The sequence below is a fragment of the Exiguobacterium sp. s78 genome (assembly GCF_018618985.1).
Taxonomy (GTDB): Bacteria; Bacillota; Bacilli; order Exiguobacteriales; family Exiguobacteriaceae; genus Exiguobacterium_A; species Exiguobacterium_A abrahamii.
The window spans coordinates 418,531-442,068 of sequence record NZ_JACSNB010000001.1 but is presented as its reverse complement, the minus strand read 5'-3'; the positions used below and the strand labels follow the sequence as shown (position 1 = coordinate 442,068).

The 23,538-nt window shown below is 46.8% G+C and carries 24 protein-coding genes, 1 other RNA gene and 1 pseudogene; 2 read left to right on the top strand and 24 right to left on the bottom strand.

All coding sequences use genetic code 11. The features are described 5' to 3' along the window. Window positions 1-7: 7 nt before the first annotated feature. The 9 genes and pseudogenes from hisIE to KNQ18_RS02135 all read right to left on the bottom strand — a co-directional run bounded on the left by hisIE (window position 8) and on the right by KNQ18_RS02135 (window position 6,796). Window positions 8-623 (bottom strand): annotated as a pseudogene (gene hisIE, locus KNQ18_RS17230) (bifunctional phosphoribosyl-AMP cyclohydrolase/phosphoribosyl-ATP diphosphatase HisIE). Further along, complete coding sequence (hisF, locus tag KNQ18_RS02170; protein ID WP_023469183.1) at window positions 620-1,369, bottom strand: imidazole glycerol phosphate synthase subunit HisF; 750 nt, start codon at window positions 1,367-1,369, stop codon at window positions 620-622. The pseudogene hisIE and the gene hisF overlap by 4 nt, the downstream one beginning before the upstream one ends. Continuing rightward, the gene (gene hisA, locus KNQ18_RS02165) at window positions 1,363-2,067 is read right to left on the bottom strand and encodes a 1-(5-phosphoribosyl)-5-[(5-phosphoribosylamino)methylideneamino]imidazole-4-carboxamide isomerase (protein WP_215083728.1); all 705 of its coding nucleotides are present in this window, start codon (window positions 2,065-2,067) and stop codon (window positions 1,363-1,365) included. Before hisA ends, hisF begins: the two co-directional genes overlap by 7 nt. Then, window positions 2,040-2,627, bottom strand: a complete 588-nt coding sequence (hisH, locus tag KNQ18_RS02160; RefSeq protein ID WP_215083726.1) for an imidazole glycerol phosphate synthase subunit HisH — start codon at window positions 2,625-2,627, stop codon at window positions 2,040-2,042. The genes hisA and hisH overlap by 28 nt, the downstream gene beginning before the upstream one ends. After that, window positions 2,624-3,205, bottom strand: a complete 582-nt coding sequence (gene hisB / locus KNQ18_RS02155; RefSeq protein WP_035396348.1) for an imidazoleglycerol-phosphate dehydratase HisB — start codon at window positions 3,203-3,205, stop codon at window positions 2,624-2,626. The genes hisH and hisB overlap by 4 nt, the downstream gene beginning before the upstream one ends. Then, window positions 3,178-4,149 (bottom strand): pyridoxal phosphate-dependent aminotransferase, encoded by a 972-nt coding sequence (locus KNQ18_RS02150; RefSeq protein ID WP_215083724.1) that lies wholly within the window; start codon window positions 4,147-4,149, stop codon window positions 3,178-3,180. Before KNQ18_RS02150 ends, hisB begins: the two co-directional genes overlap by 28 nt. After that, a complete protein-coding gene (gene hisD / locus KNQ18_RS02145; protein WP_215083723.1) occupies window positions 4,149-5,366 on the bottom strand; it encodes a histidinol dehydrogenase in 1,218 nt (405 codons plus the stop codon). Before hisD ends, KNQ18_RS02150 begins: the two co-directional genes overlap by 1 nt. Next, window positions 5,363-5,974, bottom strand: coding sequence for an ATP phosphoribosyltransferase (gene hisG / locus KNQ18_RS02140; RefSeq protein ID WP_023469189.1), 612 nt, complete (start codon window positions 5,972-5,974; stop codon window positions 5,363-5,365). The genes hisD and hisG overlap by 4 nt, the downstream gene beginning before the upstream one ends. Continuing rightward, complete coding sequence (locus KNQ18_RS02135) at window positions 5,975-6,796, bottom strand: ATP phosphoribosyltransferase regulatory subunit (RefSeq protein ID WP_035396343.1); 822 nt, start codon at window positions 6,794-6,796, stop codon at window positions 5,975-5,977. It abuts the gene before it with no gap. A 122-nt stretch (window positions 6,797-6,918) separates the two neighbouring features. Here KNQ18_RS02135 and hisJ point away from each other — a divergent pair, with 122 nt between their 5' ends. After that, entirely contained in the window at window positions 6,919-7,713 is a 795-nt protein-coding gene (gene hisJ, locus KNQ18_RS02130; RefSeq protein WP_023469191.1) for a histidinol-phosphatase HisJ, read from the top strand. 38 nt (window positions 7,714-7,751) lie between these two features. Here the strand turns inward: hisJ and KNQ18_RS02125 are convergent, their stop codons facing one another. From KNQ18_RS02125 to hxlA, 3 genes are all read right to left on the bottom strand, one after another. Next, window positions 7,752-8,519: a DUF4367 domain-containing protein gene (locus tag KNQ18_RS02125; protein WP_215083721.1), complete on the bottom strand. Its 768-nt coding sequence runs from the start codon at window positions 8,517-8,519 to the stop codon at window positions 7,752-7,754. Between the two features lie 186 nt (window positions 8,520-8,705). Next, on the bottom strand, window positions 8,706-9,254 hold the full coding sequence (gene hxlB, locus KNQ18_RS02120) for a 6-phospho-3-hexuloisomerase (protein ID WP_215083719.1): 549 nt from the start codon (window positions 9,252-9,254) through the stop codon (window positions 8,706-8,708). Further along, window positions 9,255-9,890, bottom strand: a complete 636-nt coding sequence (gene hxlA, locus KNQ18_RS02115) for a 3-hexulose-6-phosphate synthase (protein ID WP_215083717.1) — start codon at window positions 9,888-9,890, stop codon at window positions 9,255-9,257. A gap of 204 nt (window positions 9,891-10,094) precedes the next feature. Here hxlA and hxlR point away from each other — a divergent pair, with 204 nt between their 5' ends. Further along, window positions 10,095-10,460: a transcriptional activator HxlR gene (gene hxlR, locus KNQ18_RS02110; protein ID WP_215083715.1), complete on the top strand. Its 366-nt coding sequence runs from the start codon at window positions 10,095-10,097 to the stop codon at window positions 10,458-10,460. Window positions 10,461-10,515: 55 nt separating this feature from the next. On the opposite strand, the gene KNQ18_RS02105 is transcribed toward hxlR, so the two are convergent. The 12 genes from KNQ18_RS02105 to KNQ18_RS02050 form a co-directional block, all read right to left on the bottom strand. Beyond that, entirely contained in the window at window positions 10,516-11,025 is a 510-nt protein-coding gene (locus KNQ18_RS02105) for a GNAT family N-acetyltransferase (RefSeq protein ID WP_215083713.1), read from the bottom strand. A gap of 175 nt (window positions 11,026-11,200) precedes the next feature. Further along, a complete protein-coding gene (locus KNQ18_RS02100) occupies window positions 11,201-12,313 on the bottom strand; it encodes an AAA family ATPase (protein ID WP_215083711.1) in 1,113 nt (370 codons plus the stop codon). Then, the gene (locus tag KNQ18_RS02095; protein WP_215083709.1) at window positions 12,310-13,728 is read right to left on the bottom strand and encodes a synaptonemal complex protein 1; all 1,419 of its coding nucleotides are present in this window, start codon (window positions 13,726-13,728) and stop codon (window positions 12,310-12,312) included. Before KNQ18_RS02095 ends, KNQ18_RS02100 begins: the two co-directional genes overlap by 4 nt. Window positions 13,729-13,768: 40 nt before the next feature. After that, entirely contained in the window at window positions 13,769-15,445 is a 1,677-nt protein-coding gene (locus tag KNQ18_RS02090; protein WP_215083707.1) for an AI-2E family transporter, read from the bottom strand. A 178-nt stretch (window positions 15,446-15,623) separates the two neighbouring features. Further along, window positions 15,624-15,982, bottom strand: a transfer-messenger RNA (tmRNA) gene (ssrA, locus tag KNQ18_RS02085). A gap of 58 nt (window positions 15,983-16,040) precedes the next feature. Beyond that, window positions 16,041-16,511: an SsrA-binding protein SmpB gene (gene smpB, locus KNQ18_RS02080; protein WP_023469198.1), complete on the bottom strand. Its 471-nt coding sequence runs from the start codon at window positions 16,509-16,511 to the stop codon at window positions 16,041-16,043. A 32-nt stretch (window positions 16,512-16,543) separates the two neighbouring features. After that, complete coding sequence (gene rnr, locus KNQ18_RS02075) at window positions 16,544-18,898, bottom strand: ribonuclease R (protein ID WP_023469199.1); 2,355 nt, start codon at window positions 18,896-18,898, stop codon at window positions 16,544-16,546. A 14-nt stretch (window positions 18,899-18,912) separates the two neighbouring features. Continuing rightward, window positions 18,913-19,653 carry an alpha/beta hydrolase gene (locus KNQ18_RS02070; protein ID WP_035409936.1) on the bottom strand — a complete coding sequence of 247 codons (741 nt, stop codon included), beginning with the start codon at window positions 19,651-19,653 and terminating at the stop codon, window positions 18,913-18,915. 101 nt (window positions 19,654-19,754) lie between these two features. Next, window positions 19,755-19,988, bottom strand: a complete 234-nt coding sequence (gene secG, locus KNQ18_RS02065) for a preprotein translocase subunit SecG (protein ID WP_023469201.1) — start codon at window positions 19,986-19,988, stop codon at window positions 19,755-19,757. A gap of 147 nt (window positions 19,989-20,135) precedes the next feature. Beyond that, on the bottom strand, window positions 20,136-21,053 hold the full coding sequence (gene rbsB / locus KNQ18_RS02060) for a ribose ABC transporter substrate-binding protein RbsB (RefSeq protein WP_035396322.1): 918 nt from the start codon (window positions 21,051-21,053) through the stop codon (window positions 20,136-20,138). Between the two features lie 27 nt (window positions 21,054-21,080). Continuing rightward, window positions 21,081-22,049: a ribose ABC transporter permease gene (gene rbsC, locus KNQ18_RS02055; RefSeq protein ID WP_285800525.1), complete on the bottom strand. Its 969-nt coding sequence runs from the start codon at window positions 22,047-22,049 to the stop codon at window positions 21,081-21,083. 1 nt (window position 22,050) lies between these two features. Continuing rightward, window positions 22,051-23,529, bottom strand: a complete 1,479-nt coding sequence (locus KNQ18_RS02050; protein ID WP_215083705.1) for a sugar ABC transporter ATP-binding protein — start codon at window positions 23,527-23,529, stop codon at window positions 22,051-22,053. Between the last annotated feature and the right edge of the window lie 9 nt (window positions 23,530-23,538).

Sequence of the window (23,538 nt, the reverse complement as noted above, 5' to 3'; positions counted from 1 at the left end):
ATGTCGTTTACCATTGTTCAATATCCGGGCGATCCTTGAACGTCGATTTTGTACCGTGACGTTCGTTAAGGACGGCTTCGACTTCTTTGAATGAGACACCGCGCTCAGCGAGCAAGACCGTTAAGTGATACAACAAGTCTGCTGTCTCTTCTGCTAACGTATCGTTACCAGCGAGAACGACTTCAAATGCCTCTTCGCCGAACTTCTTCGCGATCTTCTCATATCCAGAAGCAATCAAATAGTTCGTATAGGATTCTGCTTCTTTCGCGTCAATCTTCGCTTTGACCGTCTGTTCCAGTTCGTATAACATCGGGCACCTCCACTTCCGTATAGAAACAACTACGATTTCCTGTATGGCATGTCGGACCATTCGCTTTGACCGTGATCAAGAGACTATCTTGATCACAGTCAATCCACATCCGTTTGAGTTCAAGCGTGTTCCCGCTCGTCTCGCCTTTTGTCCAGAGACGATTCTTCGTCCGCGAGAAGAAGGTGACAAGACCGGTCGCAAGCGTCTTATCATAAGCGGCTTGGTCCATGAAGCCGACCATCAAGACATCGTTCGTCTGCTCGTCGACGACGACGGCAGCGACGAGTCCTTTTGAAAAATTCAATGTCGTCATCGGACTTCGACTCCCCGTTCTTTGAGGTAGGCTTTCGTTTCCGGCATCGTGTATGTCGCTTCATGGAAGATTGAAGCAGCAAGAGCTGCGTCAGCGCCTGCTTCTAACCCTTCTGCTAAGTGATCGAGCGTTCCGACCCCACCGGAAGCGATGATCGGCACATTGACGACTTCACGTAGACGACGGATCAAGGCGAGATCATACCCGTCCTTCGTGCCGTCAGCATCCATCGATGTGACGAGTAACTCGCCGGCACCGAGGGCGACAGCTTCCTGTGCCCACTCGATCGCGTCACGTCCGACGGGTTGTGTTCCACCGTGTGAGAAGACACCCCACGAGTCGCCGGTCTGCTTCGCATCGATTGCGACGACCGTCGCTTGGACACCGAACAGGCGGCTGACTTCTTGAATCAGTTGTGGATTTTGAAGCGCTGATGAATTGAGTGAGACTTTGTCAGCACCAGCACGAATCAAGCGTTTCGCGTCTTCGATTGTCTTGATTCCGCCACCGACCGTAAACGGCATATAAATGACTTCCGCGACGCGTTCGACGATATCAAGCATCGTCTCGCGCCCTTCTTGCGTTGCTGAGATATCAAGCAGGACGAGTTCGTCCGCCCCTTGCTCGTAATAGTATTTCGCGACGGCGACCGGGTCACCGAGATCACGTAAGTTTTGGAATTTAACGCCTTTGACGACACGTCCTTCCTTGACGTCAAGACAGGGAATGATCCGCTTCATCAACATACGCGTAACACCTCTTTTAAGGCGAGTGATCCGTCGAGTAACGCCCGACCGACGACCGCTCCGTCCATCCCGATTTCTTTGAGGCGCGCGACGTCATCGACTGTCGTCACACCACCGGAAGCAATCAATTCGACCCCTTCCCGTTTTAAACGATCGAGTCCATCAACGTCCGGTCCCATCATCATTCCGTCACGCGAAATGTCTGTATACAGGAACGTCTTGATGCCTTTGCCGATCAGGTGTGTCATTGCCTCTTCAAGCGTCCAACCGCTCGCTTCGAGCCAGCCGCGTGTTTGAACGATACCTTCTTTTGCATCTAAGGCAACAGCCAGTTTATCACCAGCGAGAGTAATCATCTGCTCGAGTAACGCTTCGTCTTCTAGGGCGACCGTGCCGACGAGAATCCGGTCGATTCCGGCACCGACGTATGCTTCGACGGTTTCGATGTTACGGACACCACCACCAGCTTCGACGAACAAACCGGTCTCCTTTTTGATGTCGGCAATCAAGCTCAAGTGCAACGGTTCGCCGGCTTTCGCGCCATCAAGATCAATCAAGTGGATCGCTGTCGCCCCATCTTCCTTGAAGCGCTTCGCAATCGTCAACGCATCACCGAAGAATGTCTGTTGGTCAAAATCTCCTTGCTTCAGGCGTACGGCCTGTCCGCTCATTAAATCGATTGCTGGGTAGAGTTGCATGTCGTCTCTCTCCATTCCTTCAGTAGTTTCAGTCCGACTTCGCCACTCTTTTCCGGGTGGAACTGCATCCCGGTGACTTGTCCTTTTTGAACGATCGCTGGAACAAGACGTCCGTATTCAACCGCGTCGACGATCCATTCTGGGTCACAGACGGCACCGTACGAGTGGACGAAATAGACGGCTTCGTCGTGGTTCGTCAGCTGGTGCCAACCCATGTGCGGCAAGCGGACGTCGCTCGGTAGTTTTTCGATCGTTCCCGGTAAGATCCCGAGACCTTCCGTCAGTCCATCTTCGTCACTTGATTCAAAGAGCAGTTGCATCCCGAGGCAAATCCCAAGAAACGGTTTCTTTTCCGCTTGTTCTTTTAAGAAGTCGACGAGTCCTGTTTCCTTCAGGCGCTCCATTGCCGGTGCATAGGCACCGACACCCGGTAAGACGAGTGCTTCTGCTTGGTCAAGCAACTCCGTGTCACTCGTAACGATGACTGCTTCGCCGAGCTCCTTTAACGCCCGCTCGACATTCGCGATATTCCCGACGCCATAATCGACGATTGCTATCATTGATCAATCAACCCTTTCGTAGACGGTACGCCCTCGCTCGTCACGGCGACTGCCTGACGGACGGCCCGACCGAGTGCTTTGAACAACCCTTCGATCATGTGGTGTGTGTTCGAGCCATATAAGACTTCGGCATGAATCGTCATCCGGGCACTCCGTGATAAACCTTGGAAGAACTCTTCTGCGAGCTCCGTATCAAAGTCACCGAGCTTCGGATTCTTGAAACTAGCACGGAAGACCGTGAACGGACGACCGCTGAAATCAAGGACGACCGACGCGAGTGTCTCATCCATCGGTACACGGGATTCGCCGTAACGTTCGATCCCGGCTTTATCACCGAGCGCTTCCGTCAATGCTGCCCCGAGGACGATTGCTGTATCTTCAACCGTGTGGTGGGCATCGATCCACGTATCACCTTTTGCTGTCACCTTCAGACCGATCCGAGCCTGGAAGGCGAATAACGTCAACATATGATCAAAGAACCCGACACCGGTCTTGATTTCAACCGGACCTCCTGCGAGATCGACCTCAACCTTGATGTCTGATTCTGCACTTACTCGTTCGCTTGCGCCACGCCGCATCGTAATTCCTCCTCTACACACGTTTCTAATACTTGCATCGCTTCTGGTGATCCACAACTGACACGGAAGGCTTGGTCAAACAAGCGGATCCGTAATCCAGCGTCAGCACAACGCTGCGTAAAGCGTTCGGCTTCTGGATACTCGACATAGACGAAGTTCGCTGCACTCGGATACGTCTTGCCGATTGGCGCAAGAATCCGTTCAATCGCTTCACGGCTCGCATACGTTTCGTCTAAGACCCGATCGAGTTCCGGTTCTGCCATGATGGCGATGCCGACAGCTGCTGATAGACCAGAGACGTTGTACGGTGATTTAATCTGTTCGATTTCTTCAATGATTTGTTCGCTCGCGATGACAAAACCAAGTCGAAGCGATGCGAGTCCGAACGCTTTCGAGAGCGTCCGTAAGATGATCGCTTTCGGATATTCTTCGAGTAAATGAAGCATCGACTGTTCGAGTGCGAAGTCGATATACGCCTCATCGATGACGACGTATTTACCACTGTCGAGCAAGCGACGGATGTCCGCTTCCTTCCGGAGGACACCAGACGGATTGTGCGGATGGCTCAAGAAGATGATCTCCCCCGGCGCTGCGATCAATCCCTCAACGTCAAGCGCCATCTCGTCAAGTAGCGGTACCCGTTCAAACGGTGCCCGTGCCCGGTCAGCGTAGAACTGGTACATGACGAAGTCAGGTTCCGAGGCGATGACCGGCATGCCGGGTCCCCCGTAGCGGGCACATAAGTAGCCGATCAACTCGTCCGAGCCGTTCCCGGCGACGAGTTGCGTCGGACGGACACCGGCATACGTCGCGTACGACGCCTTGACTTGATCGATGATCTCGACTGGATATTCGTTTAATGGGAACGTTGCGATCAATTCTTGAATCGCTTCGATCCCGACTGGACTGTGAGTCGTGAATCGTTCGTTTTGGTGTAATCGCATTAGTCTTCCCTCACTTCGATGGCTTGTGCGTGTGCTTCGAGTCCTTCGACCCGGGCAACGGTCTTCGCTGCGTTCGCGAGACGTTGTACGCCTGCGCGTGTGGCTTCGAGCATCGTCTGGTGACGCAGGAACGTCCGCGCTGATAATCCAGACGCAAAACGAGCTGTGCCGGATGTCGGTAAGACGTGGTTCGTTCCGGCGACATAATCGCCGAGCGTTTCCGGTGTCTCATGACCGAGGAAAATCATCCCGGCATGACGGATCGATTTGACGACCTCTTGCGGATTGGCAACGGCAAGTTCCAAGTGTTCCGCTGCGAGACGGTTCGCTTCTTCGATCGCTTTCTCAAGTGGAGCGACGAAGACGTCACCGTTTTCCATCGCACGACGGGCAATCTCTTGACGCGGCAATTGCTGTAAGCGCCGTTCGATTTCCGTATCCACCGCTTGTTTCATCTCTTCCGTTGGCACGAAGGCGATCGCGACAGCGTCCCGGTCATGTTCGGCTTGCGCAAGTAAGTCTGCAGCGATCCGGTCTGGATGCGCCGTCTCGTCCGCGATGACGACGACTTCCGATGGACCAGCGACCGAGTCGATGCCAACGATGCCGTAGACTTGGCGTTTTGCTTCAGCGACGAAGCGGTTCCCGGGTCCGACGATCAAGTCGACGGCTTGGATGCTTTCTGTTCCGAATGTCAGCGCGGCGACGGCTTGCGCTCCACCAATCGTATAGATTTCTGTCACACCAGCGATCCGTGCGGCAACGAGGACCTCGTCACTTAAGTTCGTCATCGGCGTCACCATGACGACGCGTTCGACACCAGCAACTTTCGCTGGAATGGCGTTCATCAAGACCGTCGACGGATAACTTGCCGCACCACCTGGTACATAGATCCCAACCGAATCGACAGGAACGAACCGTTGACGTCGTGTCACGTCTGCTTCGACGAGTTCGATGTCAGATGGCAGTTCTTGTTCGTGCCATTCGACGAGTCGTGTCGCCATCAACTTCAACGAGTCGATCAAGTTAGCGTCTGCCTGTTCAAAAGCTTGCGTGATCCGTGTTTCACTGAGACGGAAATCTTCGAGATCAACCTGATCGAATTGGTTCGTATAATCGCGGACAGCAGCGTCACCGTCTGTTGCGACGCGTTCTAGAATCGCGCGGACCGCGAGCTCTGTGTCGCGATCGATGCTGAAAGGTTTTGTCGGTGTCATGATCGTGTCACTCCTTCTGTCAATTGCTCGAGCAAGCGGATGACTTCCACCCGCTTCCGTTTTAACGTCCATTCGCTCGTAAAGAATCGAGCACTGATATCGATGATTTTCTCATATTCGTTCAAGCCGTTCGCCCGTAACGTCTCACCCGTCTCGACGATATCGACGATTGCGTCAGCGAGACCGAGTAACGGTGCCAACTCGACCGAACCGTTCAGCGGTACGATGTCGACGTCGACACCGAGTTCGCTGAAGTAGCGTTTTGCGATGACCGGATATTTCGTCGCAATCCGGACGCGACGTCCACCTTCAAATTGCAACGGCTCCTTCGCACAAACGGACATCCGGCAGACGCCGAACGGTAATTCCGCCAGTTCCGATAATTCTTGATCCGATTCAAGTAAGATGTCACTGCCGGTGATCGCGACGTCAAGAACACCTTGAGCGACGTACGGAATCAAATCCGATCCTTTCATGAAGACGAATTCGTGCTCGCCCCGTTTGACGATTAGTTCGCGTTCAATGGCTCCCCATGTCTCGACGCCAGCTTCTTTTAGATAACGTTCTGTCGCTTTCGACAGCCGTCCTTTCGTAATTCCGATTCGCATTTAGAGCACCTCCGCCAACCGTTCGACCGAGAAACCGATGCCGAACGCCTGTTGTTCTTGTCCGAATTGTTCATAAAGCCGGTCGTAGCGTCCACCGACGAGGACGGGTTCCGTTACACCTTCGATGAAACCGTGGATCGTGATCCCGTCGTAGTACGTCTGTAAACCCATTTGACCGAAGTCGAGATCGGCATTGACGGCTTCCGCGAGATCAAGCACGGCATTGAGTCGTGTCTCGTCGACGTACGGTAGGATCGTCTCTGCCCCTTCACGTCCGAATAATAAAGGTAGTTTTGCAAGTAAGGCATCATCGAGTTGACCCGCGATTCGCTTCAGTTCGATGACGTTACGTAAACGCAGCATCTGTGTCACTTGGTCGCGTAAGTGGTGATCACCGACACGCGTCTCGATCAAATGCTCGATCAAACCGGCATCACCGATCGAGAGTGTGACTTCTTTTCCTGTCAGTTCTTCGACGAGTCGGACCGCGAGTTGAATTGCTTCGACTTCCGCGATTTGTCCCCGTTCCTCGAATCCGACTTGGAACTTCTCTTCCGGTTGAAAGACCGAGCCACTGTAGAAGACACGTTTATATTGTTCGCGACCCCGTTCGCTGAGTGCACGCGCGACACTAGTCGTAAAATCCATCCGAATCTGTTCCCGTCCACCGATTTCCTCAATTAAGGGGGTGATTAATCGGGTATAGTTAGATTGTTCGAGTCCATCTTCGAGCTGACGAATGACCTGTTGGAGCCGCGTTGCCGAGGCACCAACGTAATCTGTCGCTCCATCCTTGAGTCGAATCGTAGAAAATGATTGCATACTCCCACTCCTTTATCTTATTATCACTGTACCACGCTAAATTATTTAACGATAAGATACCGCGTTTCGGGCACATTGTCAATCGCTTTGCTTGCCAATTCTAAAAAATCGGAGGGTTTATCATGCAATTATTGAAATGGGACGGTCACGTCCACAGTCCATATTGTCCACACGGTACGAAGGATCCACTCGAAGCCTACATCGAGCGTGCCTTAGAGCAAGGCTTAGAACGAATCAGCTTCACGGAACATGCCCCTTTACCTGAAGGTGTGACGGATCCTGCGCCAGATAACGATTCCGGAATGTCGTTCGCGACAGCCGATGCCTACTTGAAGGAATTGACACAACTCCGCGAGACATACAAGAATCAGATCGACATCCGGATCGGGATGGAGTTCGACTACTGGGAAGGACATGTCGACGGGACGCGTGACATCATCGCTCGCTACGCTGACGTCTTAACCGACGGCATTCTCTCACTGCATTACTTATACATTGATGATCAGTATTACGGCGTCGACTTCAGCAAGGAAAGCTTCGGTGAGATCGTCACGAAACTCGGAAGCGTCACGGCGGTCCATGAACGCTATTATGAAGGCATCCAAGCCCTCGTCATGACGGATCTCGGTGCACACCAGCCGAAGCGGCTCGGTCACTTGACGTTACCGACGAAGTTCATCCAAGCCTATCCGCTCGAGTCGAACCCAACGAACCTCGACGATACGTTACGGAAGATCCGGCAAGCGAACTTCACGCTCGACGTCAACACGGCAGGACTCCGGAAGCCGTTATGTGGTCTTTCCTATCCTTACCCGGAACTCCTGCAAGTCACGCAGTCATTATCGATTCCGCTCGTCTATGGATCAGATGCCCACCTCGCAAAAGATGTCGGTGCTGATTTTGATTTCAAATGGTAAACAAAAATCCGGATGCCGCAGCGTCCGGATTTTTTTGTTTAGGAATACGGGAAATCAGCAGCGTCGACAGGAGCAATCGATCGTGCTAATTTTTTTAATTGTGCTAGCGACACGTTACCGGACAGGAGGACGATTTGATTGTCCTCGACGTAATAGAGGTTCGCTCTCCCTTGTTTCTGCTCGAAATAAGCTGTCTGTCCGTTCGCAAGTGTCGTTTGCTTCCGGCCCTCGCCTTGAACGTCTTGCTTTGGAACAACGGTTAGCAGAATCGTTTGGGACTTCGTGTGGAAGAACCAGACACTATCGTCCCCATTAGGAGTCGAACTACTCATAATCGCTTGGAATGTCGAGAATGGTAAATTCAAGCCGCGAGCAGAACTACTCTTCTTAATGTTTTGAACGTCATATGAGACGCCTCCTAACATCCAGTTCTTCTCTTGCTTGGTATACTCTAGTACAGCAAGACGATCTGCTCCTTTTGGATAATGCAGCGTCACGTAAGCATGATTTCCGACAACGATACTACTCCAGATATCGCGTTCAGTCGGGTGCGCTTTTGTTCCATCTTTAAAGTAAAACGTCACGTGACGACGAAAATCCGCTTCAAACGAATCCTTTTCAAGAAAGTCTTTCGCTTTAATGCGTTGCACGATCGCATCAGGATTATTTACACCTTCAGCAGTATTGTCCTCGATCCAGTGTGACCTAAGCTGATTCAAAGGCGGAACTTGGTCCGGTTCTGCACAACCGGTCAAGATACTTGCAGCGAGTAAAGCACTAATTACACCAATCCGTTGAAATCGCATGACAATCTCCTTTTCCTCTTTTTCCCTTTATTTGAGTATCTCACGTTGCGGGACTAAGTCTTTAAGAAAATTACGAAAAGAGGGAAAGGAGAATTTCTGATTAATACGCATTCACACGTGAAAGATCTACAGACAAAAACAGACTAGCCTTCTTCTATTGAAGAGAACTAATCTGTTTCGTATGTTTCATTCTAAGTTGGCGTGTTTCCCGTACATCGTTTGTGAATCAAGCTGCTTGTCTTCCATGATCTTTAGAATCAAGCCATCATAGAACAACAACATCGTCTGTTCGAACAACGATCCCATCGGTTGAACCGTCTCGTCCGCTGATGCCGTTTGTTCTTTCGGAACCCCGGGTATTTGGACGATCACGTCGGCTAATCGTGCTAACGTTGACGTCGGATTGATCGTGACGACGGCAACCGTTCCACCAAGTTGTTGTGCTTTCTCGACGATCGGAATCAACGTTTTTGTCTCACCCGATCCGGAACCGACGATCAACAAGTCACCCTCGCGTAAATTCGCCGTGACCGTCTCGCCGACGACATAAGCATCGAGTCCCATATGCATCAGCCGCATGACGAACGCTTTTCCCATTAAGCCAGAGCGACCAGCTCCTGCGAGAAAGATTCGGTTCGCTTGCAGCACAGCGTCTGCCAGTTCTTTCGTCTCGGTCGCATCGATCGCTTCGACCGTCGAAGTCAGTTCTTCGATAATCGTTTGAATGTGTGTCATTTACGCCTCTTGTAGCATCCGGTGCATCGTTAACGCTGTTTCTTGTTTATCGTCTTGTCCCGTAATCCCGCCACCGACGATGATCAGGTCAGGGCGTGCTGCGATGACTTCTGGTAACGTCTCCATCTTGATACCACCTGCAACAGCTGTTTTTGCGTTTGTCACAACCGATTTGATCGTCGCGAGATCCTCGAATGAGTTTTGACCGACTGCTTGCAGATCGTAACCTGTGTGGACACAAATGTAGTCGACGCCTAACGCATCCAGTTCTTTCGCACGTGTTGCGATATCTTTGACAGCAATCATGTCGACGAGAATCTGTTTACCTGATTTTTTCGCTTCTTCGACTGCCCCTTTAATCGACATGTCTTCCGCTGCACCAAGGATCGTCACGATGTCGGCACCATGTGCGACAGCTTGGCTGACTTCGTAACCGGCAGCGTCCATGATCTTCAAGTCAGCGAGGACCGTTAAGTTCGGGAACGCGGCTTTCATTTCTTTGACGGCGCGGAGCCCTTCGTTGATGACGACCGGTGTGCCGATCTCGACGATATCTAAATTGTCTTCCCCGATTTCTTTGACTAAAGCAATCGCACCTGCTGTATCGACTAAATCGATGGCGAGTTGTAATTTCATTCTGTATCTCTCCCATTCTTCTCTATATTGTCGTACCTGACACTTCCTTCAGACGTTCATGAAGGAACAGGACTAAATATAATCCGCAGGAGCATTCTTGAGAAGTACGCACTTTTAATTTACATAGTGCGGTTTTTCATACATAGTGCAGAAAAGTATACTGTCGACCGGAAGAAAGACTATACTGGAGCAGGAGGTGGAACGATGCCACATTTTGAAGACCGTCAGTTTAACTGTGAGAAAGAATTGACCCTTTCGATCATCGGGGGAAAATGGAAGATGCTCATTCTTTGGCACTTAGGTAAGGAAGGAACAAAACGCTTCGGGGAACTGAAAAGTCTGATGCCTGGTATCACGCAACGGATGCTCGTCAATCAACTGCGCGAACTCGAAGACCACCAGATCATTCATCGGGAAGTCTATCCGGTCGTACCACCGAAGGTCGAATACTCGTTGACGCCACACGGTCATAGTTTAATGCCGATTTTAGATGCGATGTATGATTGGGGTAAGGATTATGCGAAAAATGTCCTGGAGATCGACTTTGAACAACAAAAAATATCGCCATAAAAAAGATGCTCATGGTCTCGTCTCTTTTCAGAGATAAGTCCACGGAGCATCTTTTTTAGGATTCTTCCGTCGTATAGATTTTCGACATCGCCAGTTCATCGACGTATTCCCCATCGATGAAGAGCGACGCAATCCGTGTCCCTTCGATGTTGAAGCCAAACTTATGATAGAGTTCGATTGCCCGCAAGTTATCCTTGCGAACCGTCAACTCGAGTCGTATGAGTCCTGCTTCAATCGCAAACGTATCAACCGCTTCAAGTAGACCTGCACCAAGTCCACGACCTGTATAAGCATCAAGTAAGCCAATGACGAGGTTCGCCCGGTGACGGATCCTACTCGGCTCACCACCGACGACGAGCACATACCCGACGAGTTGCTCATCGACATCCACAACGAAGATGTCCGAGTTAGCAGCCTGACCGAACTTCTCGATGAACGCCTCGGCCTGTTCCGTTGACAGGACACGTTCCTCCGGCTCATACAACATATATTTCGTTTCCCGATCAATGCGTCGCATTAAGTCCGATAAGGCTTTTCCGTCCATCAACGTGGCACGTCGTATCATAGGTGTCAGCTCCTATTTCTAATAAAAATTTCTATATTTCATTGTTAACTTTAATTGTATTATTTATCATAAAAAATAATAATTATATAAAGCATTACCAGAGAACAATACACTTAAAATAAATCGATAACAAACATTGAGCATCACTGTCTGAAAATTACATACATTATTCAAACTATTTCTTAAAAATCAGTTGCTGTTTTTTAAAATCACTTTCAATTATAAGTGACAATTCTTCTATACTTGGATTTTCAATGTTTGCTACTCTTCTTGCATGATTCATAATTAAATCATCATATATATTTCTTACTAATCGACCATTTGCAAAATTCGCTTCTTTGGATTTTACTAAGTCTCCCAATATTAATCTCACTATATTTTTAGCTTCTTCACTCAAAATATAATTACTCTTTTCACACAATATTAATAAAATCTGTTCTAGCTCTATAGTGGTATAATCCTCAAATTCAATAAATGTGTTAAAACGAGATTTTAATCCTAAATTAGAATCTAAAAATTTATTCATAGGCTCTGTATACCCTGCTACTATTACAACTAAATCTTCCCGATAATCCTCAAGCGCTTTTGTTAGTTCTGTTATACATTCTCTGCCATAAGAATCACTCTTATCATTTTCAGTTATACTGTAAGCCTCATCAATAAATAAAACGCCCCCCAATGACTCTTCAATTACTTTTTTTACTTTTAAAGCTGTTTGACCTTGATAACCTGCAATTAAATCTGTTCTAGAAACTTCAACAAAATGTCCTTTAGACAATAAGCCTAGCTTCTTATACAATCGTCCAATAATTCTTGCAACAGTCGTCTTCCCTGTCCCAGGTTTACCCATAAAAGCTAAATGAAGTGTACTCTTAAGAGAAGTTAATCCTTTTTCCTGACGAATTCTTTGAATTTTTTGATATGCAATTAAATCATCTACTTTTGATTTCACACTATTTAATCCTACTAAGTCATGTAATTCAAGCAATAGTTCTGATAAAGTACGACTATCTTCAATTTTAATTTCTTTATTACAAATATCTAAAACAGTATTATGTCCATAGAATTTAATTAGGCTATCCTTTATTGCTTTAACTAATAATTTCATATCTATATCATTATTAGAATTAGATATACTATTCATTTTTTTTAATAATATAATTGTAGATTGATTATCTAGATGATCTACAATAGATAGCGCGTGTCTTGTAATCTCTCCACGCTCATTAGCCAGCGCATCTAATTTCGAAGACAAATCTAAAAAATCATTTGCATATTTATTTCTCATTTTAAAACCCCAACTAAATTCAAAATAAAATGAATTATTGTAACACCTAGAGATCCTGCTGCTAAAAAATAAACATTTTTAACTTTTAAAGATAAATTACGATTTTCTTCAATTAAATTGTTAGTCTCACTTTTATTTTTTTGAAAATCTATCCATAATTCATCAATGTCGCTGAGATATTCGTATTCACTAATAGTTTCTGTAAATTTACTAATAGATTCTATTTTTTCATCTCTAGCTTTAGCTAACTGATTCATATCTTCAATCTGATTAGTAGTGGCATTAAGAATCGAAGAAAATTCTTGTGATTTTAACCATAATTGATCTATATCATAGATGTGACGTAGCTTTTCAACCTTTATTTTAAATTCTTCTATTATATTTATTGACTGTTTTTGAGAAAGAAGTTCTTTTTGATTATTGTTTAGTTGATCATTTAATGAACTTATGCTGTTTTTAGAATTTTCATGTTCTTCCCACAGCTGGTCAATGTTGTGCAGATGCTTATACTCGGAAAGAGTTTCTATAAATTTATTTATCGATGGTAAATTTTTATTTTGAATTTCAATCACCTGTTTAACATCACTAATCTGAAAATTTAAATTATCGATATCTCCAAAAATATTTTCGATATCTTTCCACATTAAATCTATATCATAAACATGTTTAATTTTATTTATTTTATCTTTAAAGTTTTTAAATTCATTAAGTATTTTATTTTGAGAGATGATCTTTTTTTCGATATAAATTATCTGATTACTTAATGATGTAATATTGATTTTAGAGGTATTATTTTCTTCCCACAATTCATCAATATATTTCAAATACGTCAAATCACTTAATTCTTTTTTGAACTGATTTAACTTAATAATAGAATTAAAATGATTTTTAGACATCTGCTCTATATTTTCAATTTTATGATTAATATTTTTTATATCTTCATTAAATACTTGTACATATTTCCAAACATCATCAACTTTCTCAAGATGTTCATATTTATCTAATTTTTCCTTAAAATTTTTCAATACTTCAATTGTTTGTTTTTGTACTTTTATAGACTTGTTAATCTCTTTTTGAGCATCTTTCGCTTCTTTACTAGCTTCTTCAGCTGCTTTAATAGACATTAGTATTCCTTGTATGTATTCTTTATCTAGTGCTTCTAAAGCATGATATACTTGACCAAACTCTTCTATGAATTTCTTGTTTAATGCGTTAGATTTCATCAAATTATTTTGTACTTGTCTTATTACCTCATTTAATTCTTCTCCTGTAACCTTATGATCAAACCAGTCAAACAATCCTCCACTTACATCAACTTTATCAAGCTTTAGTTCATCATGATTAGTTAACGAAAAATTTTTCAACTGTTTTTTCGCTTCATCAAATTTACGAGTTTTAATAATAAATTTATTCATATAATAAACCTCTGATTACTTATTTTGTTAAAACAGATACTCATTCTAAAAGACCTTTAATAATTTGCTCCATTTCATCGAGTGAATCGCTATTCTCTTTAGAATTATTAGCGTTTTTTTCGAAAATAAAATTTAATGACCCATTTATTTCTAATTTTGCAGCTGAATGTCTTGAAGTTATGGAGTCAGATGCTTTTATTTTAGTATGGTTAAGCTTTTCATTACTTATATCTACAAGTTGAGATTGAATGCTTAAAACTTCATTCCCCTTTTCGATTTGATTGCTCAAATTATAATTTTTTTGCTTCTTTTCTACAGCTTTATCAATTAAGTTTATTGTAATTGCTCCAATTATACCTGCAGTTAAAGCGCCTGCAAACATCCCTATCAAATTAGCTAGGCTACCTAGTAATGGGATTTCGATTGCAAGAAAAGGAATGGACATCAAACCTTTTTCAATCGCTTCGCCTAATACGATGGCACTAACAGCACTTAAACCTGCCATCACTATTTTTCCAGCTTCTAAAAGTTTAATCTCTAAGGATTTTTCTTTATTTTCAGGATTATTTAGGTAGTCTATAGCTTCTTTAATAGACTTCCAACCATGTTTTAATAAGCTCCAAATTTTTTTTAGACTAGCAACAATTGGTCCGTATATAGCAGTAAAAATAGTAGTTAATACAGATTTCCCAGCATTAATTAGATGTTTTTTTAACTTACTTACAAAAGAACTAATCGCTTCTTTAATATGCTCAAACAATGTGCTTAAATTTTTGGTAGATGATTTTAACCATTTAATCAATTTCCCTATTATTTCTTTAATAAATTCAGCAAACATAGTCATAACTATTGTCCGAAGTGCTTTTCCTGTTATTTTGAATGCTTCTTTTTTACGGGATTTTTTCCCAGATTCGATAGACTTTTGAACACCTTCTTGTTTTTTTTGGGCAAAGTCTTCGCGAGCACTTTCATCTTGTTTTTTCAGCTCTTTTTCATCAATATTAAATCTTTCAGATGCTTTTTTTCCATCACGTTCACTATTTAAAAATTCACTCATACTACTGTCTCTTTTAGATTGATTGGCAGCGGAATCTAGATCATTCAAATTTGCATTACTATTAGCGAACGCTACTTGTTCCTTCCTACTTAAATGCGCATTCGCTTCTACATCTCGGTTAATTTCCGCTGTTGGAATGGTATGATCTTTATGAACACTTGCAGAACCTTTGTCTCTACCTTTATCAAAATCATCTCTTGCATCTTTTGTTAAAACTTTTCGATATTCACCACTTCTTTTATCAAATTTTTGTTTTATATTTCCATTGTTATCTTTTTGAAATCTTCCCTGATAATCATCAAAACGTTGTTGATAATCGATATTAGAATTATTTTTAGCAATTTTACCTTTCTCAAAGTTTTCAGTAGTTTGAATATGTGCATCTTTTTTTAGATTTAATGATATATTATTGTTTTCTTTTAAAAAGTCTTCACCTGCAGTTAAAGCGACTTGATTTAAAAATTGCTCCCAAACTGCATTTTGTATGACACTTCCAAGATTATCTGCATTACCAATCTTTTCTTTATCTTCTTCTAAAAGTTTAAGTTCCAAAATTTTTTCAGACAATTCTATTTGAAGTTTATTTTCTAACTCTTCAAAGTCAAACGAATCAACTGTATTATTTTCTAATCCCATTAGTTCAGCATTTTCTTTTGACATTTTACACCCCTTAATTTTAGTATCAAATATTTAACAAGCAGAAAACATATTACAAGTATTATACTTCTGTTGGTTTTAAATTCCAATAAACTTTATTTTTTATATTATTTATAAAAAAAAGCACTAAAACCTCTATAAAAGAAGTGTTAGTGCTTTTTGAAATCCTTAGGATTTCAGGGTATGGAGACGGTGGGAGTCGAACCCACGTCCGAAGGCATCGTATACTTAAGCTTCTACGTGTGTAGTCAATTTATTGGGATCTCGTCGTCAGGCTGCCAATTGACAGGCGTCCGTCCGACCAGTCTGATTCCATCTCTTCTCTTTCCCTCCAGACGGAAGGGTCCAAGCGTAGCCTGTTTAAAGTGAGACCCTAGAAATCAGCCGACCAGGCGACAGCTGCTAGGATCCGCAGTTGCTATTACGCTGCTGCGAGTTGTGTGTTAGTTTTGCCAGTTATGGCTGGTGCGTTTTAACGAGGCCGACCCCTCGACACGCCACAGAAGACCGAACTACCCCCGTCGAATCCGTAACGTCCCCAAGATAATAAATTGGGGCTTTCCGAATACTAATATTCTAGCAGAAAAGTGTTACGGGTTCAATACTTTTGCTTATCGCGTAGTGCCCGCTCGATATCACGCTTCGCATCCTTCTTCTTCAAGTCGTCGCGTTTATCGAATTTCTTCTTCCCGCGTCCGAGTCCAATCAAGCATTTCGCGTAACCATTCTTGATATAGACTTTCAGCGGAACGATCGTATAACCGTCGCGTGAGACCGCCCCGATCAAGTTCGCGATCTGTTTCTTGTGCAGCAACAGCTTCCGTGGACGGAGCTGCTCATGGTTGTACCGGTTCCCCTGTTCGAAGTGGGCGATGTTCGAGTTCCAGAGAATCGCCTCTCCCCCGTCGAACCGGACGAATGCATCCCCGATACTGATCTTTCCTTTACGGACCGACTTAATTTCCGTTCCCGTCAAGACGAGACCGGCTTCAATCGTATCCTCGATCGCATAATCGAACGAGGCCCGTTTATTGTTCGCTAAGACTTTCGAATCTGTTCCCTTTGGCATGTTCGTTCACCACATTTCCGATGCGGAAGCGCTTATTTGCGCTTCCGTTTCTTATTCGAGACCGCCTTATGGAACGGCGGTTTATCTTTCTTATTCTTTAACGAGAATCCTTTTCCCTTGCTTTGGTCGCTCTTACCTGACCGTTTCTTGCCACGACGATCGTCCTTCTTCTTGTCGTCGCGTTTTTGTCCCGGACGTCCACCGCTTGAGCGGATCGTCTTCGACTCGAACCGTTTCTTCGGCTGCCGTTCTGGCATCCCGACGACGCTGAAGTCGATCGTCCGTTCATCGATGTTGACGTTCGTGACCTTGATCTCGACGACATCGCCAATCCGGAACTGTTGCTTCGTCCGCTCACCGATTAGCTGATAGTTCGCTTCATCGTAACGGTAGAAGTCATCCGTCATCGCTTGAATGTGGACGAGTCCTTCGATCGTGTTCGGCAATTCGACGAACATTCCGAAGTTCGTGACACCACTGACGACGCCTTCAAACGTCTCACCGATGTGTTGCTCCATATACTCCGCTTTCTTCAAGGCGTTCGTTTCCCGCTCCGCATCAACCGCGCGACGCTCGCGTTTCGACGAGTGATCAGCGATCTCCGGGAGGATCTCCGAGTAACGGTCTTGCGTCTTCTGTGACTTATCGTTGTAGATGACATATTCACGCAACAGACGGTGGACCATTAAGTCTGGGTAACGACGAATCGGTGACGTGAAGTGCGTGTAGTAGTCCGTCGACAGACCGAAGTGACCAATCGGTTCGATGTCGTATTTCGCTTGTTGGAGCGAACGGAGCATGACCGTACTGACGACTGCTTCTTCCGGTTCGCCTTCGACAGCGTTGAGGATTGATTGCAACGTCTTCGGTGCGACCGACTCCCCTTTGCGTTCGACATTGATGCCGAAGTTACCGATGAACTTGAAGAACGTATCGAGACGTTCTGCTTTTGGCTCATCGTGGATCCGGTACATGAACGGCAGTTTTTGACGTTGGATGTGCTCGGCGACCGTTTCGTTTGCTGCAAGCATGAACTCTTCGATCAGCTTTTCGGCGACTGACCGTTCCCGGAGGATGATCTCACTCGTCTTGCCTTCTTCGTTGACGAGGACCTTCGCTTCTGGGAAGTCGAAGTTGATCGCCCCACGACGTGAGCGACGTTCGCGCAAGATCGCTGCGAGTTCTGCCATCTTGTCGAAGTACTCGACGAGATCTTGATACTTCGCGATCACTTCTTCGTCTTCGCGTTCGATGATTTTCCGGACGTCCGTATACGTCATCCGTTCCGTCGTCTTGATGACACTCTGGAAGATCTCATGGTTGACGACAGCACCGTTCGCATCGATTTCCATGATACAGCTAAGCGTCAGGCGATCGACGTGCGGATTGAGCGAGCAGATCCCGTTCGATAGACGGTGCGGAATCATCGGAATGACGCGGTCGACGAGATAAACACTCGTTCCGCGCTCACGCGCTTCTTCGTCGAGTGCGGAATCTTCTTTGACGTAATGCGAGACGTCGGCGATGTGGACACCAAGTTCGAAGTTGCCGTTCGCTAACTTTTTGACGTGAACCGCATCATCGAGGTCTTTTGCGTCTGCCCCGTCGATCGTCACCGTCAATTCGTTTCGTAGATCGACGCGTCCAACTAGATCCTTCTCATCGATTTGATCCGGTACGGCATTTGCCTCAGCGATCGCTTCCGGTGAGAAATCGACGTTGATCCCGTGCTTGTGGACGATCGACAAGATGTCGACGCCTGGATCATTTTTGTGACCGATGATTTTTAAGACTTTCGCCGTTCCAGCATAGCGACCATCGGGATACTTCGTGATCCGGGCAAGGACTTTATGACCATCGACGGCACCGAGTGTATCATCGTTTGCGACTACCGGTAAGAACGTCAGCTTCGTATCATCCGGTTCGATGTAGGCAATCGATTCAATTCGTCCTTTTGGACTGACGAACGTTCCGACGAAATCGGCTGGTCCGCGTGAGAGAATCTTGAGCAGTTTCCCTTCACGACGATCGCCGCCGTTTGACTCGGCAAACACTTTGACGAGGACACGATCGCCGTTATAGACGTTCTTCAGTTCCGGTGCCGGCAAGAAGATATCGCCTTCTGAGCCGTCTTCCGGTGAGACGAAACCGAAACCGCGTTGGTGGACGGAAATCTTCCCTGCGACTTGACCGATTTGCGCAAGCGTTCCGTACTTGTTCGAGCGTGTCCGGGCAATCAACGCTTCGTCTTCCATCGCGTTCAGCGTCCGGATCAATTCCTTGAATGCTTCCGTATCCGCTAGTTCTAGTTTTTTCGTTAATTGATCAATCGACAACGGACGTTCTTCCGTCGTGATGACCGTTAGTATTCGTTCACGTAATTCCAACGTGACACCTCCAGTTACTTGCTCCAGTTCAATGACTCCAGGAAGTCCAAGATGTCAGAGTGGAGCTGGTCTTTTTCTTTGTCGAGCGTAATGACGTGACCTGAGTTCTCATACCAGATCAGCTCTTTTTGGAAGGCACTGACTCCATCATGGATGATGTTCGCAGAGTCGGTGTTGATCATGTGATCGTTGCGCGCTTGGACGACGAGCGTTGGTGCGTAGACGTCTTCAAGCGAATCACGTGTCTCGCGCAGCAGTTCCTGTAAGTCCTTCAAGGTCGGCATCGGTTCGAAGGACGCCATCTCTTGGTCGATCTCTTCTTGTGATTTGCCTTCTCGCTTCTTGAATTCTCGTGCGTACTCGGTGACTCCTGCATACATGACTTCTTCACTTTTGATGTAGGCGGGTGCACACATCGGGATGACCGCTTTGACCGGACGGTTCATCGATAACTTCAGCGACATGACGCCACCGAGCGACAGTCCGCAAACAGCGATTTCGTCATAGCCTTTATCGACGAGTTCCTGATATCCGGCAAGGACATCCTGCCACCAGTCGGCTGGCCCGGTCTTCGTCAGCTCTTCGGGTGGGGCAGCGTGCCCTTTATATTGTGGTGCGAGGGACGTATAGCCTTGTTTTTGCAAGTAGCGACCGAGGATGCGGACATCCGCGCTCGATCCCGTGAATCCGTGTAATAGTAAAACGGCACGTGGGCCGGCTTCGAAAAAGAATGGTTTCGGTAAAGTGATTTTCATAAAATGATTCCCCCTCTAACTCTATACCCCATATCCGGAAAAAATGAATATCGAGAAATACAAAAAACGACAGCGCGATCATACGGCTGTCGTTTCAATGCTCACTTATAAAAAGCGACGAGTAACGCCAAGATGAAGAGTAATGCTCCTAAGATAGACGCCACACGATTTAGGACCGCATCCAAGCCACGAGCTTTTTGGCGACCAAATAATTGTTCTGCTCCACCCGTCAATGCTCCGAGTCCGGTCGTACGACCTGACATCAATAGAACGACGATGATGAGAAGAACGGAAACGACGATGAGGCCGACAAGAGCCACGTTATGAATGATCATCGATGATCCTCCTTCAGTAATATACGCTTCTTTCATTATAGAGAAAAACAAGTACGGGAACAAGGAATAGATTTAGGAACTTTTTCCTGCCTGCTCCACCTGATGAAAAAGAGACACCTGAATCGTCGACTCAGGTGTCCTGTCTTCTTATTGTTTAATTAATTCGAGATCGACTGGGATGTTCTTCTCGACTGTTTCACCTTTTAAGTGCTTGATTGCTGTCTCGACACCCATCTTCCCGATCTCAGTCGGTTTTTGAGCGATCGTTCCTGCCATTTTTCCGTCTTTGACGGCTTTGACAGCATCATCCGTCGCATCGAAGCCGATGACTTTAACATCGTTCAGACCCGCTGCTTTTAATGCTTCAACCGCACCGAGTGCCATTTCATCATTGTGAGCGAAGACGGCTTTGATGTCTTTGTTGTTTTGAAGGATGTTCTCCATGACAGACAAGCCTTTTGCCCGGTCGAAGTTTGCTGCTTGTTTTGCGACGACGTCAAGTTTACCGTCGACTGCTTCATGGAACCCTTTACCACGGTCGCGTGTTGCGGATGCTCCTGGAATCCCTTCGAGCTCTACGACTTTTGCTTTGTCGCCGACGAGTTCGATCATGTACTCACCTGCTTGTTTCCCACCAGCGACGTTATCTGACGCGATGTGTGCGACGACGTCGCCTGCTTCTGCATTGCGGTCAACTGTGATGACGGGAATGTTCGCATCGTTCGCTGTTTGGACGGCTGCACCAACTGCTGCTGAATCCGTTGGGTTGATCAAAATGAGATCGACTTTCTTTTGAACCATGTCTTCGATATCGCTTGCTTGTTTTGCCGCGTCATCTTGTGCATCCGCGACTTGAAGCGTTGCGCCTTGTGCTTTTGCTTCTTGTTCTGCCCCTTCTTTTAACGAGACGAAGAATGGGTTGTTGAGGGTTGAAATCGAAAGACCAATCTTGAAGTCCTTCGTCTTTTTCTTCGTATCCCCGTTACTGCTGCCTGGTTGTTCCGTCGAACAAGCTGCTGCGAAGACCATTAATGCCATCATGACGACTGCAAGTAATTTTTTCATCTGTAAATCCTCCTTTTTGAGTGTGGGTTATGCTGCTTGTTTCCGGTCCGCGAGTACCGCGAACAAAATGACCAAACCTTTGACGACGAGTTGGAAGAACGAGGAGACACCAAGCAAGTTGAGTCCATTGTTCAGTGTTCCGATGATCAAGGCACCGATCAAGGTACCGACAATCCAGCCACGACCACCTGACAGGCTCGTCCCACCAAGGACGACCGCTGCGATGGCGTCGAGTTCGTATGATGTCCCCGCCGTCGGCTGTGCCGAGTTCAGACGGGACGTCAGGATGATGCCGGCGAGTGCTGCCATCAAGCCTGAGAGTGAGTAGATCATGATTTTGACTTTATTGACTTGAATCCCCATCAACTTCGCTGCTTCTTCGTTGCCACCGATCGCATACGTATAGCGACCGAACGTCGTCTTCTTCAAGATGAAGTAGAGAACCGCGAAGGCGATCAACATCGTTAGAACCGGTACCGGGAAGATCCAGAAGTAACCGCGTCCGAACAATTCGAACCAGCCACCTTGGCTTAGACCAGTGATCGGTTTCCCATCCGTATAGACGAGCGTCAAGCCTCGGAAAATCGTCATCGTCGCAAGTGTTGCGATGAATGGTGCGACTTTCCCGAGTGAGATGATCATCCCGTTCAAGGCACCCATGACGGCTCCGACAATCAACCCTGCAAGAACAGCAATCAACGCTGACGTTCCGTCCGTCATCAGACCCGCGACGAAGGCGGACGAGAGTGCGAGAATCGAGCCGACCGATAAATCAATCCCACCTGTCAGAATGACGAACGTCATCCCGAAGGCAATCAAGGCATTGATCGAGACTTGTCGTAAGATATTAAATAAATTATTCAATGTTAAAAAGTCCGGTTCCATGATCGAGACGACGAGGACGATCGCGAACAATCCTGCGAGTGGTCCGAGCTTTTGTCCGATCCCAAGACGTCTCGGTTTTGCTTCCGTTACCTTACCTTGCATCAATTCCATATCATTGTCCTCCTGTCGCAAGTGTCATGATGCTTTCTTGCGTCGCTTCCTGTCGTGTCAACATGCCGCTCATCTTGCCTTCGCGCATGACGTAGACCCGGTCGCTCATCCCGAGAATCTCCGGGAGGTCCGAGCTGACCATGATGATCGCGACACCCGCCGCAGCGAGTTCGTTCATGATGAGGTAAATCTCTTTCTTCGCCCCGACGTCGACACCACGTGTCGGTTCGTCGAGGATTAAGACTTTCGGTTTTGTCCCGAGCCACTTCGCGAGGACGACCTTCTGTTGGTTCCCACCGGACAGTGACTTCGCCGGCTGGTCCATCGAGCTGTGCCGGACCGAGAGTGACTTCAAATATCCTTCCGCGAAATCGCGTTCTGCCTGATCCTTGATGACACCGGATCTCGATAACGAACGAATCGTTGGCAGCGAGATGTTCTCACGCAATGAAAAGTCGAGGAACAAGCCTTCGCCTTTGCGATCCTCGGTCAAAAAGCCGATGCCTTGGCGAATTGCGTCGTACGGTGTCTTGATTTTCAGTGACTGTCCGTTCAGTTCGATTGTCCCGTCCTTCAGGCGATCAACCCCGAACAATCCACGCATGACCTCCGTCCGCCCGGCACCCATCAAACCAGAGAAGCCGATGATTTCACCTGCTTTGACGGAGAACGAGACATCGTCGAACCGTTTTCCGCTCGCCTGTTTGACCTCAAGGACAGTTTCACCGATTGACACGTCACGATCCGGATACCGTTCGCCCATCTCACGACCAACCATCTCTCGGACGATCTGTTCGAACGATGTCTCGGGAATCGCGTGTGTCGAGACGGAGATCCCGTCTCGTAAAACGGTGATCCGGTCGCAGAGCTCGAAGATTTCCTCCATCCGGTGTGAGATATAGACGATCGAGACACCTTGGTTGCGCAGTGCCGTCGCGACGCTGAACAAGGCACGAATTTCCCGCTCTGTCAGTGCGGCTGTCGGTTCATCCATGATGATGACTTTCGCGTCCGTCATCAAAGCTTTTGCAATCTCGATCATCTGTTGTTGACCGACCGATAACGTCCGGGCGAGTTGATCGACGTCCATGAATACATTTAATTCAGCGAGTTCACGTTCCGCCTGCCGCTTCATCTCCCCTTGCTTGAGAATCCCGAAGCGTGACTTTAACTCCCGTCCGAGGAACAAGTTCTCCGTCACCGTCAAATCCGGGAGGATGTTCAGTTCCTGGTGGATGAAGGCGATCCCTGCTTCTTCGGCAAGCTTCGGATTCTTATATTCGACGTCCTGTCCATCGACGCGGATCGTACCTGCGTCCGCTTTATGGACACCGGTCAAAATCTTCATCAGCGTCGATTTCCCGGCACCGTTCTCTCCCATCAAGGCGTGGATCTCACCCGCAGCGAGTTCGAAGTCGACACCTTTGAGGACGGGAACAGGCCCGAATGCTTTTTTGATACCTGTCATCTCGATACGCATCGCATGACC